Consider the following 16723-nt stretch of genomic DNA (forward strand, 5'->3'; position numbering starts at 1 on the left):
GCTCTCCATACGGCCGGTTATTGCGGTTTCGGGTTGTTGGCGGCTTTGGCAGTACCGTTCGCTATTTGGGCGCGCTTCAGTGCCACCGCCTGCTCATTGGTCAACGCCTTGGCGGGCGCCAGCACCGCCCGGTTCAGGGGCGCCGTACCGGCTGGATTTTGCGGCGGCGGATTGCGCGACAGCTTGAAGCCCGCACGGTTCATTGCCGTTTCGGCGTTTTCGCCCAGCACGACCTCGGTCGAAGCCGCCACCAGCTGGCGGACGCGGCTGTCGTCGGCGCACCAATAGGCCGTCATGTCGCTGGCGCAGGTGATATCGACCGAATAGAGGACGCCGAAACGCACGAAGGACGCGCTCCATCCCGTTTCGGAGGCATCGATCAGCACGCGTTCGGGACCGGCCAGGGTCGCCACCGTCTGCGCCTTCTGGCGCGACAGACTGCCTGGCAGGGCTTCGGACATGACGCGCGTGCCGGAGAAGGTAACGGTCAGCCCCGGTTGATCCGACGGCTGGACGACGACGTCATAGACTTCGCCCAACGCCACCAGACGCGCTTCCTGCATGGGCAGGGCATTACCGGGGCCGGGCAAGAGGACAGGAAGTTCAAGGACATCCAGGCCTTTACGCTCAGCCAGGAAGCCCTTGACGCGCGAATAGGGCATCTGGGGCGGCTGGCTGCGGGCATAGAAGTCCGAGACGGCCTTCCAGTCGACCTGAGCCGGCGGCAGGACCTGTGGAGACGGCGCGCGCATCAGGGCCGAAGTCGCACCCTGATCCTGGGCCAGGGCGACCATCGCCACGGCCATGCCTGCGACGATGACGGCGGGACGCACTATGGATTTCAGATCGATCGCCACCCAAGCCCTCCTGACGGTTGTTAACCTATGCCATGCAGCCATCAAAATAACAACGCTATCCCCCATGATGATGCACAGGGGGCTTTCAACTGTGGCCGGGACGCACTATATTGGTCGTGTCCGGGCAACCGGACTATGGGGATAAACGCCCACGTAATAAGCGAACTGGACCCGGGTGCGATTCCCGGCGGCTCCACCATCTCTCCCGGCTATTGGGTTTATGGGGCCGATCAGCATCGACAGGCGTGTAAAGGTGAAGCTTTCCCTCGGCATGGGCTCCCGCGATCGGCCCATTTTTTAAATGCGAACGATAACTTCGCTTCGGAACACGCTCTCGCCGCGTAATGCGGTAAAGCAGTTCCAACTAAACTCCTAGGGAATAAGCCCTCTAGGCGGGGCCCGGCAGGCGCCTTGCAACAGAAGCCTGCCACTTCCACTCAATTCACAAAACGACGCAAAGTGTCCCACCAGCGGACATCCGCCGCAGCGCGCGACAGCGAATGGCCGTGAGCGAAATTACCCCCGTAGGCGCTGGAAGAAGCGTTCGACATGATTGCTGAGGGCTGACGACTGAGCGTCCAGCTCCAGGGCCGAACCTCCTACCTGTCCCGTGGCTTCGCGTGTCTGGCGCACGGTAGCATCAAGGCTGGAGATATGTTCCGACAACTGGGACGCCGAGTCCGAGACATGCTGGATACGACTGGAGATTTCGTTGGTCGCTGTGGATTGTTCTTCCATCGCGGCTGCGATGGAGGTGGTCGCCGTTTCGACCCCGTGAATGGCGGTCATGATGTCACGGTTCGACGTCACCGCCTTTTCAGTCGAGGTCTGGATGTCCTGGATATGACGGACGATTTCCGTTGTCGCGCGCGCGGTCTGGGCCGCCAGTTGTTTGACTTCCGAAGCCACCACGGCAAAACCCTTGCCGGCATCCCCTGCCCGCGCCGCTTCGATGGTGGCATTCAGCGCCAGCAGGTTGGTTTGGGACGCAATACCCTGGATGAGGCCTAGAATTTCACCGATCTTGTCAACCGCGCCTGACAACTGCTTGATTTCGGTGTTGGAAGCTTCAGACATATGGACGATATCGCGAACATTGCGCGAGGCGCCGTTAAGCTGGGCACTGATTTCCTGTATGGACTTCGACAGCTCTTCCGAAGCGGCGGCAACAGACTGCGAATCGTTCGACGCCGTATCAGCGACCACCGCTACGTCGCGGGAACTGGCCTGAGCCTGCTGGACGGCCTCATTGAGTGAGTGCGACGTCGATTGCAAGTCGGCCGCGGAGGTGCTGAAGCTTTCGACCGCCCCGCTGAACTCACCCCGGAAAGCATCGATGGCGTCATCGGTTGCCTTGGCGCGTTCACGGATGTGCGCCTCGCTGGCTTCCTGATAGGTCGACAGCGCGACGTCCATATCCAGAAATATCGCCTTGTTGACGGCGATAAGCCCGCGGCTGGCGGCTGGCTGATTGAAACGATGATACGCAGTGACGATGTCCACAATACCATCCAGCATGTACTGATAGGCCGCGATATACCACCGCGGCGCCAGACCAATGCGGTGGTGGGTGCGGCCGATCACCACCGCGTTGTCGAAGTAGGTGTTGTCGAAGCCGCTGGTGAAAAGAGCCTCCCAATGGCGGGTCTGGGCGCCTTTGAGGCGTCCGGTCTGTTCTCCAATCATTGCCGCCAGACTGGGTTCACCAGCAATATGGCGGTAAAAGCCGTTAAGAAGGTCAGGGATTTTCGGGGAAATCAGCGGCCAAACCTTCCGCAATTCCACAATATCGGCTTGGCCAATTCGTGCGAAAACGAGACGTGATGCATTGGACAGATCAGAGTGCGAAATTTCTACCATAGCTACAAATCCGAATTGACTCAACCTTGCGCACGTTAGGCAAACATAGTTACGCAATCGTTATCATAAAATTTAATCACCCTATTAAATTTATGGATTTATATCTCTCACGCATTTTTGTCCGGCGGCGCTTTTTTTTAGTTCCGTTTTCCAGGCTGCGTGATAAGCCTGCTTTCGCTTCAATCCCTTCAGGTTTATGCTGCCGCCCATGTCCGAAGACCAGGTCCCTGTCGATTTGATGGACTATGCCTCCATCACCCAGAACGCGCTGCGTGGCGTGATCCGCCAGGCCCTGTTGCGTGCGGCGTCTCCCGAAGGCCTGCCCGGTGAGCACCATTTCTATATTACGTTCCTGACACGCGGCACCGGGGTATCGATCCCGGACGACCTGCTGGCGCGTTATCCCTACGAAATCACCATCGTGCTGCAGCATCAGTTCCGCGACCTGCGCGTGGCCGAAGACTTCATGCGCGTTACCCTGACCTTTGGTGGCGTGCCCAAGATTCTCACGGTGCCGTACGCGGCGATTTCGCGCTTCCACGATCCGCACGCCCAGTTCATGCTGGAGTTCGAAGCCGATGATGCGGCGGTCCTGACCCAGGACCTCGACCCGTCAGCCGGCGAGGCCGACGCAGATGAAACGGTCGCGACCGCCGGGGAGGCCCGAGACGGCAAGGATGGGGACGGCAAGGATGGGAGCGACGCACCCAAGATCGTTTCGCTCGACCAGTTTCGCAAGAAATAGATTTCGGCGGCAACGCCAAAAAAGTCGGGTAAAACCGAGCAGAATCGCATAGATTCACGGTCAGGACTGGACGCAATTTGGCGGACGAGCAGCGGACCTTAAAACACATGAAGTTGCGGCGTTTTACGGCAGGCCAGAAGGCTTTTGGCATCGAGAAGACCCGTTTTTCATCGCTCGCCCGTTTTTCGCTTATGCGCACCTTGGCCGGAGCAACCCTGACCACGCTCCTGGCATTTGCCGGGCCGGCTGTGCCGCAAGATGCCCGTCCCCTGCCCGAGCTCAAACCTTTTGTGCCGCAGGCCCAGCCCGCAGCGCCACAAGCGGCGCCGGCAGCACCACCTGCTGCAACTCCAGCACCTGCACCCGCGCCGGCAGCCGCGTCATCGTCCAGTTCAATCTCAGCCGCACCGCGTCGTCCGCGTCCGCTGCGCCCCGCTACCTCGACGACAACGACTGCCGCGCCTGCACCGACGGTAACCGGTCTGGCGCCGCGTCCTGTGCCGGTCGTCCCGCAACAGCAAAAACCGCTTCAGCCCGTCGCGGCTCCGGTCACACCGCCGGTAACGCCGCAAGCGCCCCCTCAGCCAGTTGGCGCGCCTGCGACCTTCCCGACAGTGAACGGCGTTCCCGGCGCCATGGCCGCGCCGCCGCCGACCGCCCTGCCGGCATCTACCACTCTGGCGCCTCTGGCGCACGATGCCTCTACGCCCATCAGCGCCGAAGACGTCGAGACCTTTACGGACTCGGTCGTGCGCGCCCTTATGCAGCGCGATCACGTCATGGGCGTCACCGTCGCGGTCGTCCAGGGCAATACCCCTGTCCTGGTCAAGGGGTATGGCTATGACCGCACCTCGCCGGCGCGGCGCGTCGATGCCGCCAACAGCCTGTTCCGCCTGGGCTCGATCACCAAGACATTCACCTGGGTCGTGGCGCGCCAGGAACTGGAAGCCGGGCGCATCAAGATGGACGCGCCGATCGGCACCTACGTCGCCACCGACGTCTATGACGACAGGACCAAGTACAAGCCGCTGACCCTTCGCGCGCTGATGAGCCATACCAGTGGTTTCGAGGACACCAGCCTTGGCCACCTGTTCGAGCTGAATGCGACGCACCTGAAAGGGCCCGACAGCTATTTCCGCCAGCACAAGCCCCGGCGGGTCCGCGAGCCCGGCCTGTTCAGCTCCTATTCGAATTTCGGCCCGGCCCTGGCGGCACGCGCCCTGACCCAAACCGCCCAGGCCAAGGACGTGCCCAGCCTGATGGAAGCGCGCGTTTTTCAGCCGCTGGGCATGGATCACACCACCCTGCGCGAGCCCTACGCCCTGCCGGCATCGAACATCGAAGACCTGCCGCCGCCAATGTCGACCGGATTGGCGCAAGGCCTGTCGCAAGGTTTCCTGTGGGATGGGGCGACCTTTGAGCCCCAGCCTTTCGATCACGCGGCACCACTGTCGGGCGCGCTTGGCGCCTCATCGACCGCCAAGGATATGGCGCGCTTCATGTCGCTGATGCTCGGCAATGGTCAGTACGAAGGCGTGCAACTGTTCAACGCCGATTCCGCCCGCGCCTTCCGCACACCTCTGCTCAAGATGCCGGAAGGCTACAATGGCTGGGCGTCGGGCCTGATGATCCGCGAGGCGCCGTCGGGTCACACGACCATCGGCCATGCCGGTTCGACCCTGTGGTTCAACGCGAACATGGTCCTGGTGCCCGAACTGAATATCGGCATCTTCATCAGCACCAATACCCAGACCGGCGCGCCATTGGCCGATTCCTATCCCAACCTGCTGATCGAGCATCTGGCCGGCATTCCCGCCCATCCACCTCTGACGCCGACGCCTGAGCAGGCCTATGAGCGGAATAAGCCCTATTACAACGCAATCAAGGGCCAGTATGTCTCGACGCGGCGCGCCTACAGCGGGCTGGAGGGTGCGATTACCCGCCTGATCAACACGGTCGAAGTCGATGTCGATGCCGACGGCCGCCTTATCCTGAAAACACGCAACGGCCTGTCGGCCTTCGTGCCCTCGACCGCGCGCGGCTTCTTCAATCCGCAGGACAGCGAAGATCCGGGCCCGGCGTCGCAGACCGGCGGCCTGCACTTCCTGTTCGACGCCCAGGGTACGAAGGTCGGCGCCTTCGAGACCGCGACCAATATGAGCCGCTATGAGCGTGTCGGCTTTTTCCATAGCCCGGAATTCGTGCGCAACCTCACCATCGGCATGGGCTTAAGCTGCCTGGCCGTGTTTGCTTCGCTGCTGCTGCGCCCGGGTCGCAATGAACGCCCGACCGAATGGCAGGCGCGCGCGACCATCATCTCGCTGGGTTTGGCGGCGCTGTGGCTGCTGTCGATCTTCGTCTTCCGGCAGTGGTTGGAGGGCCTGTCCGACGATGCCACCTCGCTGTTTAGTGACTGGCCGGCGGCACCGGTCAAGGTTGCTGCGTGGGTAGCGCTGCTGGCGTCAATCGGCACGCTCTTCCAGGCAGGGACCTTTGTCTTTGTCTATGCCGAAGGCCGCTATGGCGACGACTGGCCGCTGTGGCGCAAATACCTGCACGGGGCGCTGGTGCTGTACTGGCTGCTGTTCGTCATCGTCATCGCGATGTGGGGCGGACTTGCGGCCTGGAGCCGCTAACGGGGCTTGCGTCCGATTGAGATTTGATTTTTTGACCGGCAGTCTGCGCAGATGGCAGACAACAGTTCAGACATTGTATCCGCTACAGATAAGCCACTCAGCAAACGCGCCGAACGCCGCGCCAAGCAGCGCGCCGCCAATCCGATGCGTGCCGAGAAGATGCATAAGTACCGGCTGGAGCATCCGCTCGCGCCTGTTTCCGTCAAACTGCCGCGCCTGAATATCGGCTGTTCCGGGTGGTTCTACTGGGACTGGAAGGGCCTGTTTTACCCAAGTCAGATGCCGACCAGCCAGTGGTTCCCACATTACGCGGAGACCTTCGACACCGTAGAGATCAACGCCTCCTTCTATTCATGGCCGACGGTTGCAGGCGTCAAGGCGTGGATGAAGGGGCTGCCGGAGACGCCATTCGTCTTCACCGTCAAGGCCAATGAGTTGATTACCCACGTCCGGCGGTTCCAGGATACGGCCGGACTGGTCGAGGATTTCGGCTATGTCGCCGACCTGTTGGGCGAGCATATGGGATGTCTGCTGTTTCAACTGCCGCCGAGCCTGAAGTACGATCCTGAGCTGCTGCGGTCGATCGTGTCACAGCTTCAACCCGGCCGGCGCAATGTCGTGGAATTTCGTCACGCCAGCTGGTGGAATACCGAGGTCTACGCGGCTTTGCGCGACGCCGGCATCATGTTCTGCGCCACCAGTGGCCCCAAGCTGCCTGACGATTTGATCCGGACGGCGGACGAGATCTATGTTCGGTTTCACGGCACGGACAAATGGTACGATTATCGCTATTCCGATGTGGAACTGGCTGACTGGGCGAAACGGATCGAAGACAGCGGCGCCAAACGGGTGTGGGTCTATTTCAACAATGACTACCACGGCAATGCGATTGATAACGGCAAGGCGTTGCGTGAGATGCTGACGGTTTCGGGGTTTGGGGCCTGAGGCCCCAAGTCTTCCTATTCCAAATGAAAGCCCCGCCCATAAAGGGCGAGGGCTTTTATTTGGATTAAGAAAGGTTCGTGGGGTCGCGGCCCCCACACCCCGGAAGTTGTCAACGCTTCAACGCATACACCTTGATCGAAATCTGCTCGCGCTCCCCCGGAAACCGTTCGACGAGCAATCGCGCCACCTGGCTGTCGTCGTGAAAGACAAAACCCTTGATCGCATCCAGCAAAGCCTTGGCCAGATTGTCGAGATCCATCCACGGCGGGTCGCCAATGTGCTCCATGCGAATTTCGACGGCGTGATCGCCCCAGGCCGCCCGGCTGCCCTTCCATTGCTTGCGGAAGAACTCATAGACCAGAGGCTTATAATACTTGCCCTGCGTCGTCAGCCCGTCGATCAGGATTTCGATCCCGTCAGCGGTTTCCCGCGCCCGCACCTTGCCATGCGTAATCCATTCGCTCACGGTGCAACACGCGACGGCACGGCGACATCACAGACCGAAAAATCGGCGCCGCGCGCCTTACGCACCGCCTTGACCCGCGCGGCAAATTCACTGCCCGTCGTGTCCAGAACCTCGACCTTCGGTGCGTTTGAAACATCCGCCAGCACCCGGATGGTACGCAGCGTTTGCGGCGCCGCGGGCGGCTCGCCCGGCGGCAAGTTGTCCAGCAACGGCTGGCCGTAGACAATGCGGCCGACCGGTGTGAACAGGCGATCGAGCGCCGGATAGGCGCCGGTCATGAAGAACAGCTCAGCATTAGCCGTGTCATTACCCGCGTCGCGCCCCATGCCGGTGACGCCCGTGCAATAACTGACCCAGGCAGAACGGCTGCCGTCAGCAGGCGCCGGCGTCGCGGTGGAACCTCTTTCGACAGCGACGTATGGTGTGGCGCCGATAAAACCGGCCTCAAGCCCCTGAGGGTGCGCAACTACAGGATATGTCGTGGTCTTCGGTATGCGGAAGCGAAACTCTGGCGCCAGGTTCGGCAACTCGGTCTTGCCGCCTTCAGCATTGCCAACATCGATCTGGACGACGAACTTCGGCACGACGCGCCAGAACTGCAGCCCGTCATAGGTGCCGCGCCGCGCCAGCAGCTTGATGCGTTCGATGGCCTTTGGAGCGACTTCGGGATGCAACTCGATAAACATCTGCCCCGCGGCCGTATCGACGACCAGGGTGTTTTCCGGATCGACGCGCTTCCATTGCGTCAAGGTCTCTGCCTGCACCGCGATCGGCAGCAGCGATAGCGAGATTACCCAGGCCACAATCTTCATGATGCCCTCTATTCTTGCTTTCGAGATGCACTAGGCTCTGTCAACAAAGCTGTCGATCACCTTCTTCTCACCACTGTTTTCGAAGTCGACGACCAGCTTGTTGCCGTCGGCCTCGACGACCAGACCATAGCCGAACTTGATGTGGAAGACGCGTTCGCCGATGATGATGTTCTTGCTCTGCGGCTTGGCAGCAACCGGCAGCCGGTGCGGCGTCGATTTCGGCGCCAGGCGTGACATGTCGACACCATTGATGTTGCTGTGCGCCGGTCCGGCCGCGGGCGCTTCACGCTTGGTGTAGTTGGGCTCATAGCCCGCACGGTCCCAGCGCGACTGCTGCGACGTCCAGCCCTGGTTGCCATAGCCCGTCTGCGACGACGCCTCGACATTATCGATCGGCAGTTCGTCGACGAAGCGCGAAGGTATCTGGTTCGTCCAGCGGCCATAGACCTGTCGATTGGCGACGAAGCTGACCCTGGCCTCTTCGCGCGCCCGCGTCAGGCCGACATAGGCCAGGCGGCGCTCTTCTTCCAGCGACTTGAGGCCGCCCTCGTCCATTGAGCGCTGCGACGGGAAGATGCCCTCCTCCCAGCCCGGCAGGTAGACGACCGGGAACTCAAGCCCCTTAGCGGCGTGCAGGGTCATAAGCTTGACGCTGTTCTGGCCGCTGTCGCGCTCAAGGTCCATGACCAGGGCGACGTGCTCCAGGAAGGCTTCGAGATTGTCGAACGCCGCCATCGAGTCGCCAAGTTCCTTGAGGTTATCGAGGCGGGTCTGGCCCGACGTCTTGTCGGCGCGCTGCATGTCGTAATAGCCGCTGTCGGTCAACAGGGTGTCGAGCACCGTCTCGGCCTTCATCGACTTCGACAGGGTCACCCAGCGGTCGTAATCGCGCAGGAAGGCGATCAGCGGCGTCTTGGTCCGGCCCGGCAACTCGTCGGTTTCGACAAGGTCACGCACCGCCGTCATGACGCTCTGGCCCGACAACCGCGCCTGCTGCAGCAGTTTCGAGACAGTCGCGTCGCCGATGCCGCGCTTGGGAACATTGATGATGCGCTCAAAGGCCAGATCGTCGTCCTGCGACTGAATCAGACGCAGATAGGCAATGGCGTCGCGGATTTCGGCGCGTTCAAAGAAGCGCGGGCCGCCGACGACCACATACGGGATCTGCAGCATGACGAAGCGCTCTTCGAAGGCCCGCATCTGGAACGATGCCCGCACCAGGATAGCCATGTCCGAATAGCCGCGGCCGGCCTTCTTCTGCCGCTCGATGTCCTCGGCAACGAACTGTGCCTCGGCCGCGCCGTCCCAGATGCCCTGCACGCGCACCTTCTCGCCGCCGGTCTGGTCCGTGAACAAAGTCTTGCCGAGGCGCGCGCTGTTGGCCTTGATCAGGCCGGACGCCGCCGCCAGGATGTGCTGCGTCGAGCGGTAGTTGCGCTCGAGCCGGATGACCTTGGCCCCCGGGAAATCACGTTCGAACTTCAGGATGTTGTCGACTTCGGCGCCGCGCCAGCCATAGATCGACTGGTCATCATCACCGACGCAGCACAGGTTGCGCGACGCATTGGTCAGCAGCCGCAGCCACAGATACTGAGCGACATTGGTGTCCTGATATTCGTCGACCAGCACATATTTGAAGCGCGCGTGATAGCGTTCCAGAACGTCCGGGTTTTCGGTCAGCAGTCTGAGGTTATGCAGCAGCAGGTCGCCGAAATCGCAGGCGTTCAGGATGCGCAGGCGATCCTGGTACATGGCATAGAGCTTCTGGCCCTTGCCATTGGCGAATTCCGTGCCATCGCCCCTGACCTTGTCCGGCGACAGCCCCTTGTTCTTCCACTGGTCCAGGTGCCAGGCGAACGATTTGGGCGTCCAGCGCTTCTGGTCGATGCCTTCGGATTCGAAGATCTGCTTGAGCAGCCGCACCTGATCGTCATCGTCCAGAATCGTGAAACTCGACTTCATGCCGACCAGGTCGGCATTGGCGCGCAGGATCTGCGCCGCGATGGAGTGGAAGGTGCCAAGATTACGCAAGCCTTCTGCCGCCGGCCCGATCAGCCGCTCGGTACGCTCCCGCATTTCGCGCGCGGCCTTGTTGGTGAAGGTGACGCACAGGATTTCCCACGGCCGTGCCAGGCCGTTCTGCAGGATGTGCGCGATGCGCGTCGTAAGGACACGCGTCTTGCCCGTCCCGGCCCCGGCCAGGACCAGCACAGGTCCTTCGGTGCTGCGCACGGCATCGAGCTGTTCCGGGTTGAGGCCTTCGAACATGGTGGCATTGGGCGCGCCACGCGGGCTGGCCAGTTCACTGATCTTGGTGGTTATCGATTCCATCCGTGCAATTTAGTACGCCTTATGTTCCACTCCAATGGCTTTATGTCCAGTTTTGGCTTGTCACGATATTTTGTCGAAAACCGCTGCACACTTTTGGCTACGCCGAACTTCGTTTCGACATATCGCTTCGATCGCGCATTTGTGCGGAGAGCAGACAAAACGGCCGGAAGCGAGCTTCCGGCCGTCGTGCAGTCGATTGCGCCGCCGCGCAAACTAAGGCTAGGCGCGTTTGCGCCTGGCCGGTCCGGCATTCTGAACGTGTGACAGCGCAGACAACCGGCAAAATGATGCCAGCAGACTTTCGCCGCGTCGCCCGTCGAGCTCTGCGATGAGCGCGGCGAGGCTGATTCGCCGCTCCTTTGACATGGTCTCAAGGACCGCCCAGAACTCAGGTTCCAAGGCGACCGATGTGGCGTGTCCGGCCAGGTTTACCGATCGTTTTTTTAGGCCAGGCATGACTTTCTCCCGGATTCATGACCTTTGCTCCCCCTCAGGCAAGATGTGTGTTGCATCCCCTGCTTTCACCTGCGTAGCCGCCATCGCCTAGTTTTCCTGGTACTATTTGACCTTGGCCGTTCAGGTGGTACGAATTTGCGGACTTTTATTGTTTTTCGTCAACCCCATTTATTGGACTAGGCGTATTTAAACGCTTTCCTTCCCACTGCGCCTGAAGACGTTTTTGCGTCTCAAGCTCCTGTTTTCGGGCTTTACCAGGCAAACCATGAATAACACGGTTCTTTTGCGCTGTCTCGGTTTGCATTTGTTTTCGCTTGGCTTTTCGCGCCTTATTGAGATTGACTATCTCTGTCATTTTTGAGAAATCTTCCACAGACCCCCATTTATGGGACTGGCTGTCGTGATGGCATGGACCGAACGCAACAACTTGTACATACTATACCGGCACGCTATGCGATTAAAGTATTTATCATCCATATGCAAAACTTTACGACCCTAAATCCTGAAATTTGTAAGGATAGAAACCGAACTTCTTCCTGAACACTTTTCATAAAAAGTATAAATTCTGCGAAACGACGCGTCTTACGCGCCTCAGTACCACCGGCCTCCGCCCACTCGAATAAACGAAATTTAACATGTCACCGCGCGCGGACGCCCTATAATTTCACCCGCCGGAACCTAGACCGGTTTCGCTTCGGAGATACCTATGGCCTTGTTGCTCAATATTCTGTGGCTGATTTTCGGCGGTTTCGTGGCCGGCTGCGCCTGGCTTCTGGGCGGCGCCATCCTGGCCGTGACCATTGTCGGCCTGCCGTGGGCGTTTTCGGCGTGGCGTATCGCCGGTTTCGTCTTCTGGCCCTTCGGCCGCGAAATTGTCAGCCGCGAGGTCTATAACGGCGAAGGCGACCTTGGCACCGGCTGTCTGGGCATGATCATGAATATCGTATGGTTTGTCTTCGCCGGCTGGTGGATCGCCCTCACCCACGTCATCATCGCTATCGGCGAGGCCGTGACCATCATCGGCATTCCTTTTGCGCTCAAGGACCTGCAACTGGCGCAGTTGGCGCTGGCGCCGGTGGGCAAGACAATTGTGGATAAGCGCTGAAACCGCTCAACCCTTCCCTAAGGTAACGGCAACTCTTACAATTGCTTCATGACTCGATTTTAATTTGATTTCAGCCTCCCTGAGCCGCATTCTTAGGACAACAGCCGCCCGGACTCCCTGAGCCCCGCCGGCACCTGGAGAGTACAATGCGTAATCGTGTAAAATCCTTTTGGCAATTTGGCGCTGCCGGCCTCGTCAGCGCCATGGCCCTGACCGCGTCGACGGGCGCACTCGCGCAGATGCGCCTGCTATCTGATGGTCCGCAGGTTGAATTCCGCGACATGGTCGCCCGCGTCGTCGTGACCCCGGAAGAGCGCAGCGATGTCGATATCCGCGTCCGCTACGGCAAAGCCAAGGTCCCGACCCTGATGGTGTCCAAGCGCGGCCAGACGACCGTCCTGAATGGCCACCTGTCCAAGTCGCACGGCATGAATCTGAACCTGCGCATCAATTTCGAAGACAGCGATAATCCCATGCGCGGAACGGTCTTCGTCTCCGGCATCGGCCAGGTCGATATCAATGAACTGCCGCTGGTCTTTGTTCGCGTGCCGCAAAACGCCGTCGTCAAGGACAGCGCCTACGTCTTCGGTCAGGTCGGCCCGGCCAAGAGCCTCGACTTCATCCTGAACGGCAGTGGCAACTGGAAAATCGCGCCGGTCTCAGGCCCGCTCAACATCATCGACGCCGGCTCGGGCAATATCCGCGTCACTCAGGCCGGTGACGCCATTATCGACAACCTCGGCTCAGGCACGATTGCCATCGACGCCGTCCGGTCGCTGAAACTTACCGTCAGTGGATCGGGCAATGTCTCCGCCCAGAACGCTGCCGATGTCGATGTCAAGAACCAGGGCTCGGGTGATGTCTCGCTCGGCGTCGTGCGCTCGCTCAAGGCCGGACTAAACGGCTCGGGCGACCTCAGCGTCCAGCATATCGGCGGCAATTTCAACCTGGTCAATAACGGCGCCAGCGACGTCAGTATCGGCCGCCTGCTGGGTACCGCCTCGCTCGACATGTCGGGCTCCGGCGATGTCAATATCGATGACGGCCAGGCCAGCAACTTCGTCATCCGCGGTTCGGGCTCTGGCGACGTCAGCTTCGGCGGCACCGCCGGCTCGGTCAATATTGACAATAACGGCTCGGGCGATGTCAGCATCGTCAAGGCCACGGGCCCGGTGCAATCGCGCATGGTCGGCTCGGGCGAAATGCATATCGGCAACTGATACCGCCTACAAAATCATATCGAACGGCGGCTCCCCCGGGGCCGCCGTTTTTGTTTGCGCCATTGCAACCGGCTGTGATTGCACGGCTTTTGCTGCGCCTGCTAACATTACAGAATTGCAATATTAACACATTGAAATCATTATATTAAATCGAGTTCATGACTTGGTATTAATTTGAACTACACACGCCGAGGGCGCATAACGTCTCCATCAACACCAACCAAAGGAGACTACACAATGACCCTCAATATCGCTTCCGCCGCCGGCCTGTTCGCCATGACCCTGCTGATGGCCGCCGCCCTGCTCACCATCGGCACGATCTAAATCAGGACCATGCCCGGACTTTTTTTGGCGCGATTTTCATGCCGAAAACCGCTTCACACTTTTCGGCATATCGCTCATGAATAAAGGCGCAGAGATCCCCCTCTGCGCCTTTTGCATTGTCTGGAACCCGAAGCTTAATCCTCGTGCCCGCGCACCTTGTCGAGTTGCTCCTCGAGGGCGTGCTTGCCGGCTACCGGATCGACTAGTGGTCCGAACTTGGTTTCCGACGAACCCGTGCCAGTGACAGTAATATTGCCGAAGTTCAGCATGCGGCCCAGGAAGCTTTGATAGACGTGGATCGATTCCACCTTGGACAGACGCTGCTCAGACGTGGTGCGCGACAACAGGCCGAACTTGGCAATGACGCGACGGTCCGTGACGACAAAGTCAGAATTGAAATAGTAGATCAGCGCACGAATGAAGCCGCCCACGGCCGTAAGCGTCAGCACCAGCAGGAAGATTCCGCCGGGAAGCGAGAAGGGAAGCCACGGGAACGCCTTATCGATGCTCTGGCCGGCCTGTTCAAAAACCTTGCCGGCCATGGTGAACAGCCAGATGCCGCCGAACACAATCGCAAAAAATATAACGCGGATGAAGGGCGTCACGAAGATCGCCCAATGTACCTTGGCGTCGTAAATGATCTTTTCGCCTGGCCTCAAGGCCGTATCGACATAGCGCGGCATCGTCAAAGCTCCCCCGTTGGTTGACGGGGAACTATAGCGCACTCACGCCATTTGGCGAGTCTGCTTCATCAAGGCCGCGCCATTCCAGCCCACCCGGTAGCCCAACGGCGGCGTAATCGATTGCAGCACGCGCCGGCGGCCGGGATTAGACGCCGGCTCCGAAGCGTGGAGGACGAGGGTAGAATAGGCCCAGACGTCGCCGGCCTGCGCAATGCAGACCTCTACCGGCAGGTCCGCTGCCAGGTCGGCGGCACGGTGAGCGGCGACAACGCCGAGCAGATGGCTACCCAGGAGGATTTTCAGCGGTCCATTGTCACCGCCGCAATCATCCAGATGGACACGCAGCGTCACCATGGCCTCGAGAAGCTCCATGGGCGGTTCAACATGAACTATGCCGTCCTTGACCGACCAGGGACCGAAGCCTTCGACCGCCTTGCGTTCACGCACGGCAATGGTGCGGTCCTGATGCCAGGCCACGCTCCAGTTGGTTTGCGGGGTCTTGTCGAAGAAAACAACACGCACCGGCCGCGCCGCAGGCCCGATCAGCCTCACGGCGACCCGACCGACAGGTCCATCAGACAGCACGTCAATCCAGCTTCCACCGGTCAGGCGCTTACCCGGGCGATGTCCTGCCAGGGCAGGTTCAAGCGCATCGACAAGCGCCGCTATCGCCCAGGCATCCAGCACGGCGGGAAACAGTATCGCTCCCCGCTGCTGAAACGCTTCGGCGTCGTAGCTCAAGGCGTTAGCCCGGCTTTGTCATGTTTTCCGGGCGAACGAACTGATCGAACTCTTCGTTCGTCAGATAGCCACCACCGACCGCTTCGTCGCGCAGGGTCGTGCCGTTCTTGTGGGCGGTCTTGGCGATCTTGGCGCAGATATCATAGCCCAGGCGACCGTTCAGCGCCGTCACCAGCATCAGCGAGTTTTCCAGGCCGCGCTTGATATTGTCGAGGCGCGGTTCGATACCGACGACGCAGTTGTCGGTGAACGAGACCGCCGCATCGGCCATGAGGCGCACGCTCTGCAGGAAGTTATAGGCCATGACCGGGTTGAAGACGTTCAACTCGAAATGGCCCTGCGATCCGGCAAAGGTCAGGGCGGCGTGGTTGCCGAATATCTGCACGCAGACCTGCGTCAGGGCCTCGCACTGGGTCGGGTTGACCTTGCCCGGCATGATCGACGAGCCCGGCTCATTTTCCGGCAGGGCCAGTTCGCCCAGGCCAGAGCGCGGGCCCGAGCCCAGGAAGCGGATGTCGTTGGCGATCTTGAACAGCGAGGCGGCGACCGTGTTGATGGCGCCGTGGCTGAAGACCATGGCGTCGTGGGCGGCCAGGGCTTCGAACTTGTTCGGCGCCGTGGTGAAGCCCAGGCCGGTGATCGACGCGATCTTCTGCGCCACGCCTTCGGCAAAACCGATCGGCGCGTTCAAGCCGGTGCCGACGGCCGTGCCGCCCTGCGCCAGTTGCATCAGCTTAGGCAGGGTCTGCTGGATGCGCTCGATGCCATTGGTCAGTTGCTGGGTGTAACCACCGAACTCCTGGCCGAGCGTCAGGGGCGTCGCGTCCTGGGTGTGGGTGCGGCCGATCTTGATGATGTCCTTCCACGCCTCGGCCTTGTCGTTCAGGGCATTGCGCAGGGTTTGCAGCGCTGGCAGCAGGCGGTGGACGATTTCTTCGGCGCAGGCGACGTGCATGGCCGTCGGATAGGTGTCGTTCGACGACTGCGACATGTTGACGTGGTCGTTCGGGTGGACGGGCTTCTTCGAGCCCATTTCACCGCCCATGATTTCGATGGCGCGGTTCGAGATAACTTCGTTGGCGTTCATGTTCGACTGGGTGCCGGAACCGGTCTGCCACACGACCAGCGGGAAGTGGTCGTCGAGCTTGCCTTCGATCACTTCGTTGGCGGCCTGGATGACGGCGGCGCCAATATTCGCATCCAGCTTGCCCAGCGCCATATTGGTTTCGGCGGCGGCGCGCTTGACGATACCTAACGCACGCACGATCGGCAGGGGCTGCTTTTCCCAGCCGATCTTGAAGTTGCCGAGGCTGCGTTGCGCCTGCGCACCCCAATAGCGGTCGGAAGCGACCTCGATCGGGCCAAAGGTATCGGTCTCAACACGCGTCTTGGACATTATTTTCGTCTCCGGGGTCGTCGGGGGAGTGGATGGCGGCTCGTTGCCGGACGGCCCGGCCTGGATGACCTCGGGCGTCTCGAATTTGGCGCCGGTTTGCGGACGTTTCTGGTCCTTGGACTTCTTGCCCCAGCCGAACATGCGTC

At 60.5% G+C, this 16723-nt stretch carries 16 protein-coding genes and 1 other RNA gene; 7 read left to right on the top strand and 10 right to left on the bottom strand.

Going from position 1 to position 16723, the window contains the following annotated elements:
* Window positions 1-17: 17 nt before the first annotated feature.
* A complete protein-coding gene (locus AC1DON_RS11075) occupies window positions 18-857 on the bottom strand; it encodes a hypothetical protein (protein ID WP_476934860.1) in 840 nt (279 codons plus the stop codon).
* Between the two features lie 79 nt (window positions 858-936).
* Here AC1DON_RS11075 and ssrA point away from each other — a divergent pair.
* Window positions 937-1289, top strand: a transfer-messenger RNA (tmRNA) gene (gene ssrA, locus AC1DON_RS11080).
* A gap of 84 nt (window positions 1290-1373) precedes the next feature.
* Here the strand turns inward: ssrA and AC1DON_RS11085 are convergent.
* Window positions 1374-2717, bottom strand: a complete 1344-nt coding sequence (locus AC1DON_RS11085) for a methyl-accepting chemotaxis protein (protein ID WP_476934861.1) — start codon at window positions 2715-2717, stop codon at window positions 1374-1376.
* A 208-nt stretch (window positions 2718-2925) separates the two neighbouring features.
* On the opposite strand from AC1DON_RS11085, the gene AC1DON_RS11090 reads away from it, so the two are divergent.
* The 3 genes from AC1DON_RS11090 (at window position 2926) to AC1DON_RS11100 (ending at window position 7043) form a co-directional block, all read left to right on the top strand.
* A complete protein-coding gene (locus AC1DON_RS11090; RefSeq protein WP_476934862.1) occupies window positions 2926-3462 on the top strand; it encodes an SspB family protein in 537 nt (178 codons plus the stop codon).
* A gap of 107 nt (window positions 3463-3569) precedes the next feature.
* Entirely contained in the window at window positions 3570-6098 is a 2529-nt protein-coding gene (locus AC1DON_RS11095) for a serine hydrolase domain-containing protein (RefSeq protein WP_476934863.1), read from the top strand.
* Between the two features lie 51 nt (window positions 6099-6149).
* Window positions 6150-7043: a DUF72 domain-containing protein gene (locus tag AC1DON_RS11100; protein ID WP_476934864.1), complete on the top strand. Its 894-nt coding sequence runs from the start codon at window positions 6150-6152 to the stop codon at window positions 7041-7043.
* A 109-nt stretch (window positions 7044-7152) separates the two neighbouring features.
* On the opposite strand, the gene AC1DON_RS11105 is transcribed toward AC1DON_RS11100, so the two are convergent.
* From AC1DON_RS11105 to AC1DON_RS11125, 5 genes are all read right to left on the bottom strand, one after another.
* Window positions 7153-7509, bottom strand: coding sequence for a RusA family crossover junction endodeoxyribonuclease (locus tag AC1DON_RS11105; protein ID WP_476934865.1), 357 nt, complete (start codon window positions 7507-7509; stop codon window positions 7153-7155).
* Window positions 7506-8321, bottom strand: a complete 816-nt coding sequence (locus tag AC1DON_RS11110; RefSeq protein WP_476934866.1) for a peptidylprolyl isomerase — start codon at window positions 8319-8321, stop codon at window positions 7506-7508. The genes AC1DON_RS11105 and AC1DON_RS11110 overlap by 4 nt, the downstream gene beginning before the upstream one ends.
* Window positions 8322-8351: 30 nt before the next feature.
* A complete protein-coding gene (locus AC1DON_RS11115; protein ID WP_476934867.1) occupies window positions 8352-10652 on the bottom strand; it encodes an ATP-dependent helicase in 2301 nt (766 codons plus the stop codon).
* A gap of 219 nt (window positions 10653-10871) precedes the next feature.
* A complete protein-coding gene (locus tag AC1DON_RS11120) occupies window positions 10872-11108 on the bottom strand; it encodes a ribbon-helix-helix domain-containing protein (RefSeq protein ID WP_476934868.1) in 237 nt (78 codons plus the stop codon).
* 145 nt (window positions 11109-11253) lie between these two features.
* The gene (locus tag AC1DON_RS11125) at window positions 11254-11463 is read right to left on the bottom strand and encodes a DUF4169 family protein (RefSeq protein WP_476934869.1); all 210 of its coding nucleotides are present in this window, start codon (window positions 11461-11463) and stop codon (window positions 11254-11256) included.
* A 351-nt stretch (window positions 11464-11814) separates the two neighbouring features.
* Between AC1DON_RS11125 and AC1DON_RS11130 the strand changes: the two genes are divergently transcribed.
* The 3 genes from AC1DON_RS11130 to AC1DON_RS11140 all read left to right on the top strand — a co-directional run bounded on the left by AC1DON_RS11130 (window position 11815) and on the right by AC1DON_RS11140 (window position 13757).
* Window positions 11815-12213, top strand: a complete 399-nt coding sequence (locus tag AC1DON_RS11130) for a YccF domain-containing protein (RefSeq protein WP_476934870.1) — start codon at window positions 11815-11817, stop codon at window positions 12211-12213.
* A gap of 146 nt (window positions 12214-12359) precedes the next feature.
* Window positions 12360-13433 carry a GIN domain-containing protein gene (locus tag AC1DON_RS11135; RefSeq protein ID WP_476934871.1) on the top strand — a complete coding sequence of 358 codons (1074 nt, stop codon included), beginning with the start codon at window positions 12360-12362 and terminating at the stop codon, window positions 13431-13433.
* Window positions 13434-13607: 174 nt separating this feature from the next.
* Window positions 13608-13757 carry a hypothetical protein gene (locus AC1DON_RS11140; protein ID WP_476934872.1) on the top strand — a complete coding sequence of 50 codons (150 nt, stop codon included), beginning with the start codon at window positions 13608-13610 and terminating at the stop codon, window positions 13755-13757.
* A 134-nt stretch (window positions 13758-13891) separates the two neighbouring features.
* Here AC1DON_RS11140 and AC1DON_RS11145 read toward each other — a convergent pair whose 3' ends face one another.
* Genes AC1DON_RS11145 through fumC form a run of 3 tightly spaced genes read right to left on the bottom strand, consistent with a single transcriptional unit; the run spans window position 13892 to window position 16577 of the window.
* Window positions 13892-14440, bottom strand: a complete 549-nt coding sequence (locus AC1DON_RS11145; RefSeq protein ID WP_476934873.1) for a PH domain-containing protein — start codon at window positions 14438-14440, stop codon at window positions 13892-13894.
* 42 nt (window positions 14441-14482) lie between these two features.
* Window positions 14483-15181, bottom strand: coding sequence for a phytanoyl-CoA dioxygenase family protein (locus tag AC1DON_RS11150; RefSeq protein ID WP_476934874.1), 699 nt, complete (start codon window positions 15179-15181; stop codon window positions 14483-14485).
* 4 nt (window positions 15182-15185) lie between these two features.
* A complete protein-coding gene (gene fumC / locus AC1DON_RS11155; RefSeq protein WP_476934970.1) occupies window positions 15186-16577 on the bottom strand; it encodes a class II fumarate hydratase in 1392 nt (463 codons plus the stop codon).
* Window positions 16578-16723 lie beyond the last annotated feature (146 nt).

It is taken from the genome of Asticcacaulis sp. P4_H10 (assembly GCF_056400965.1).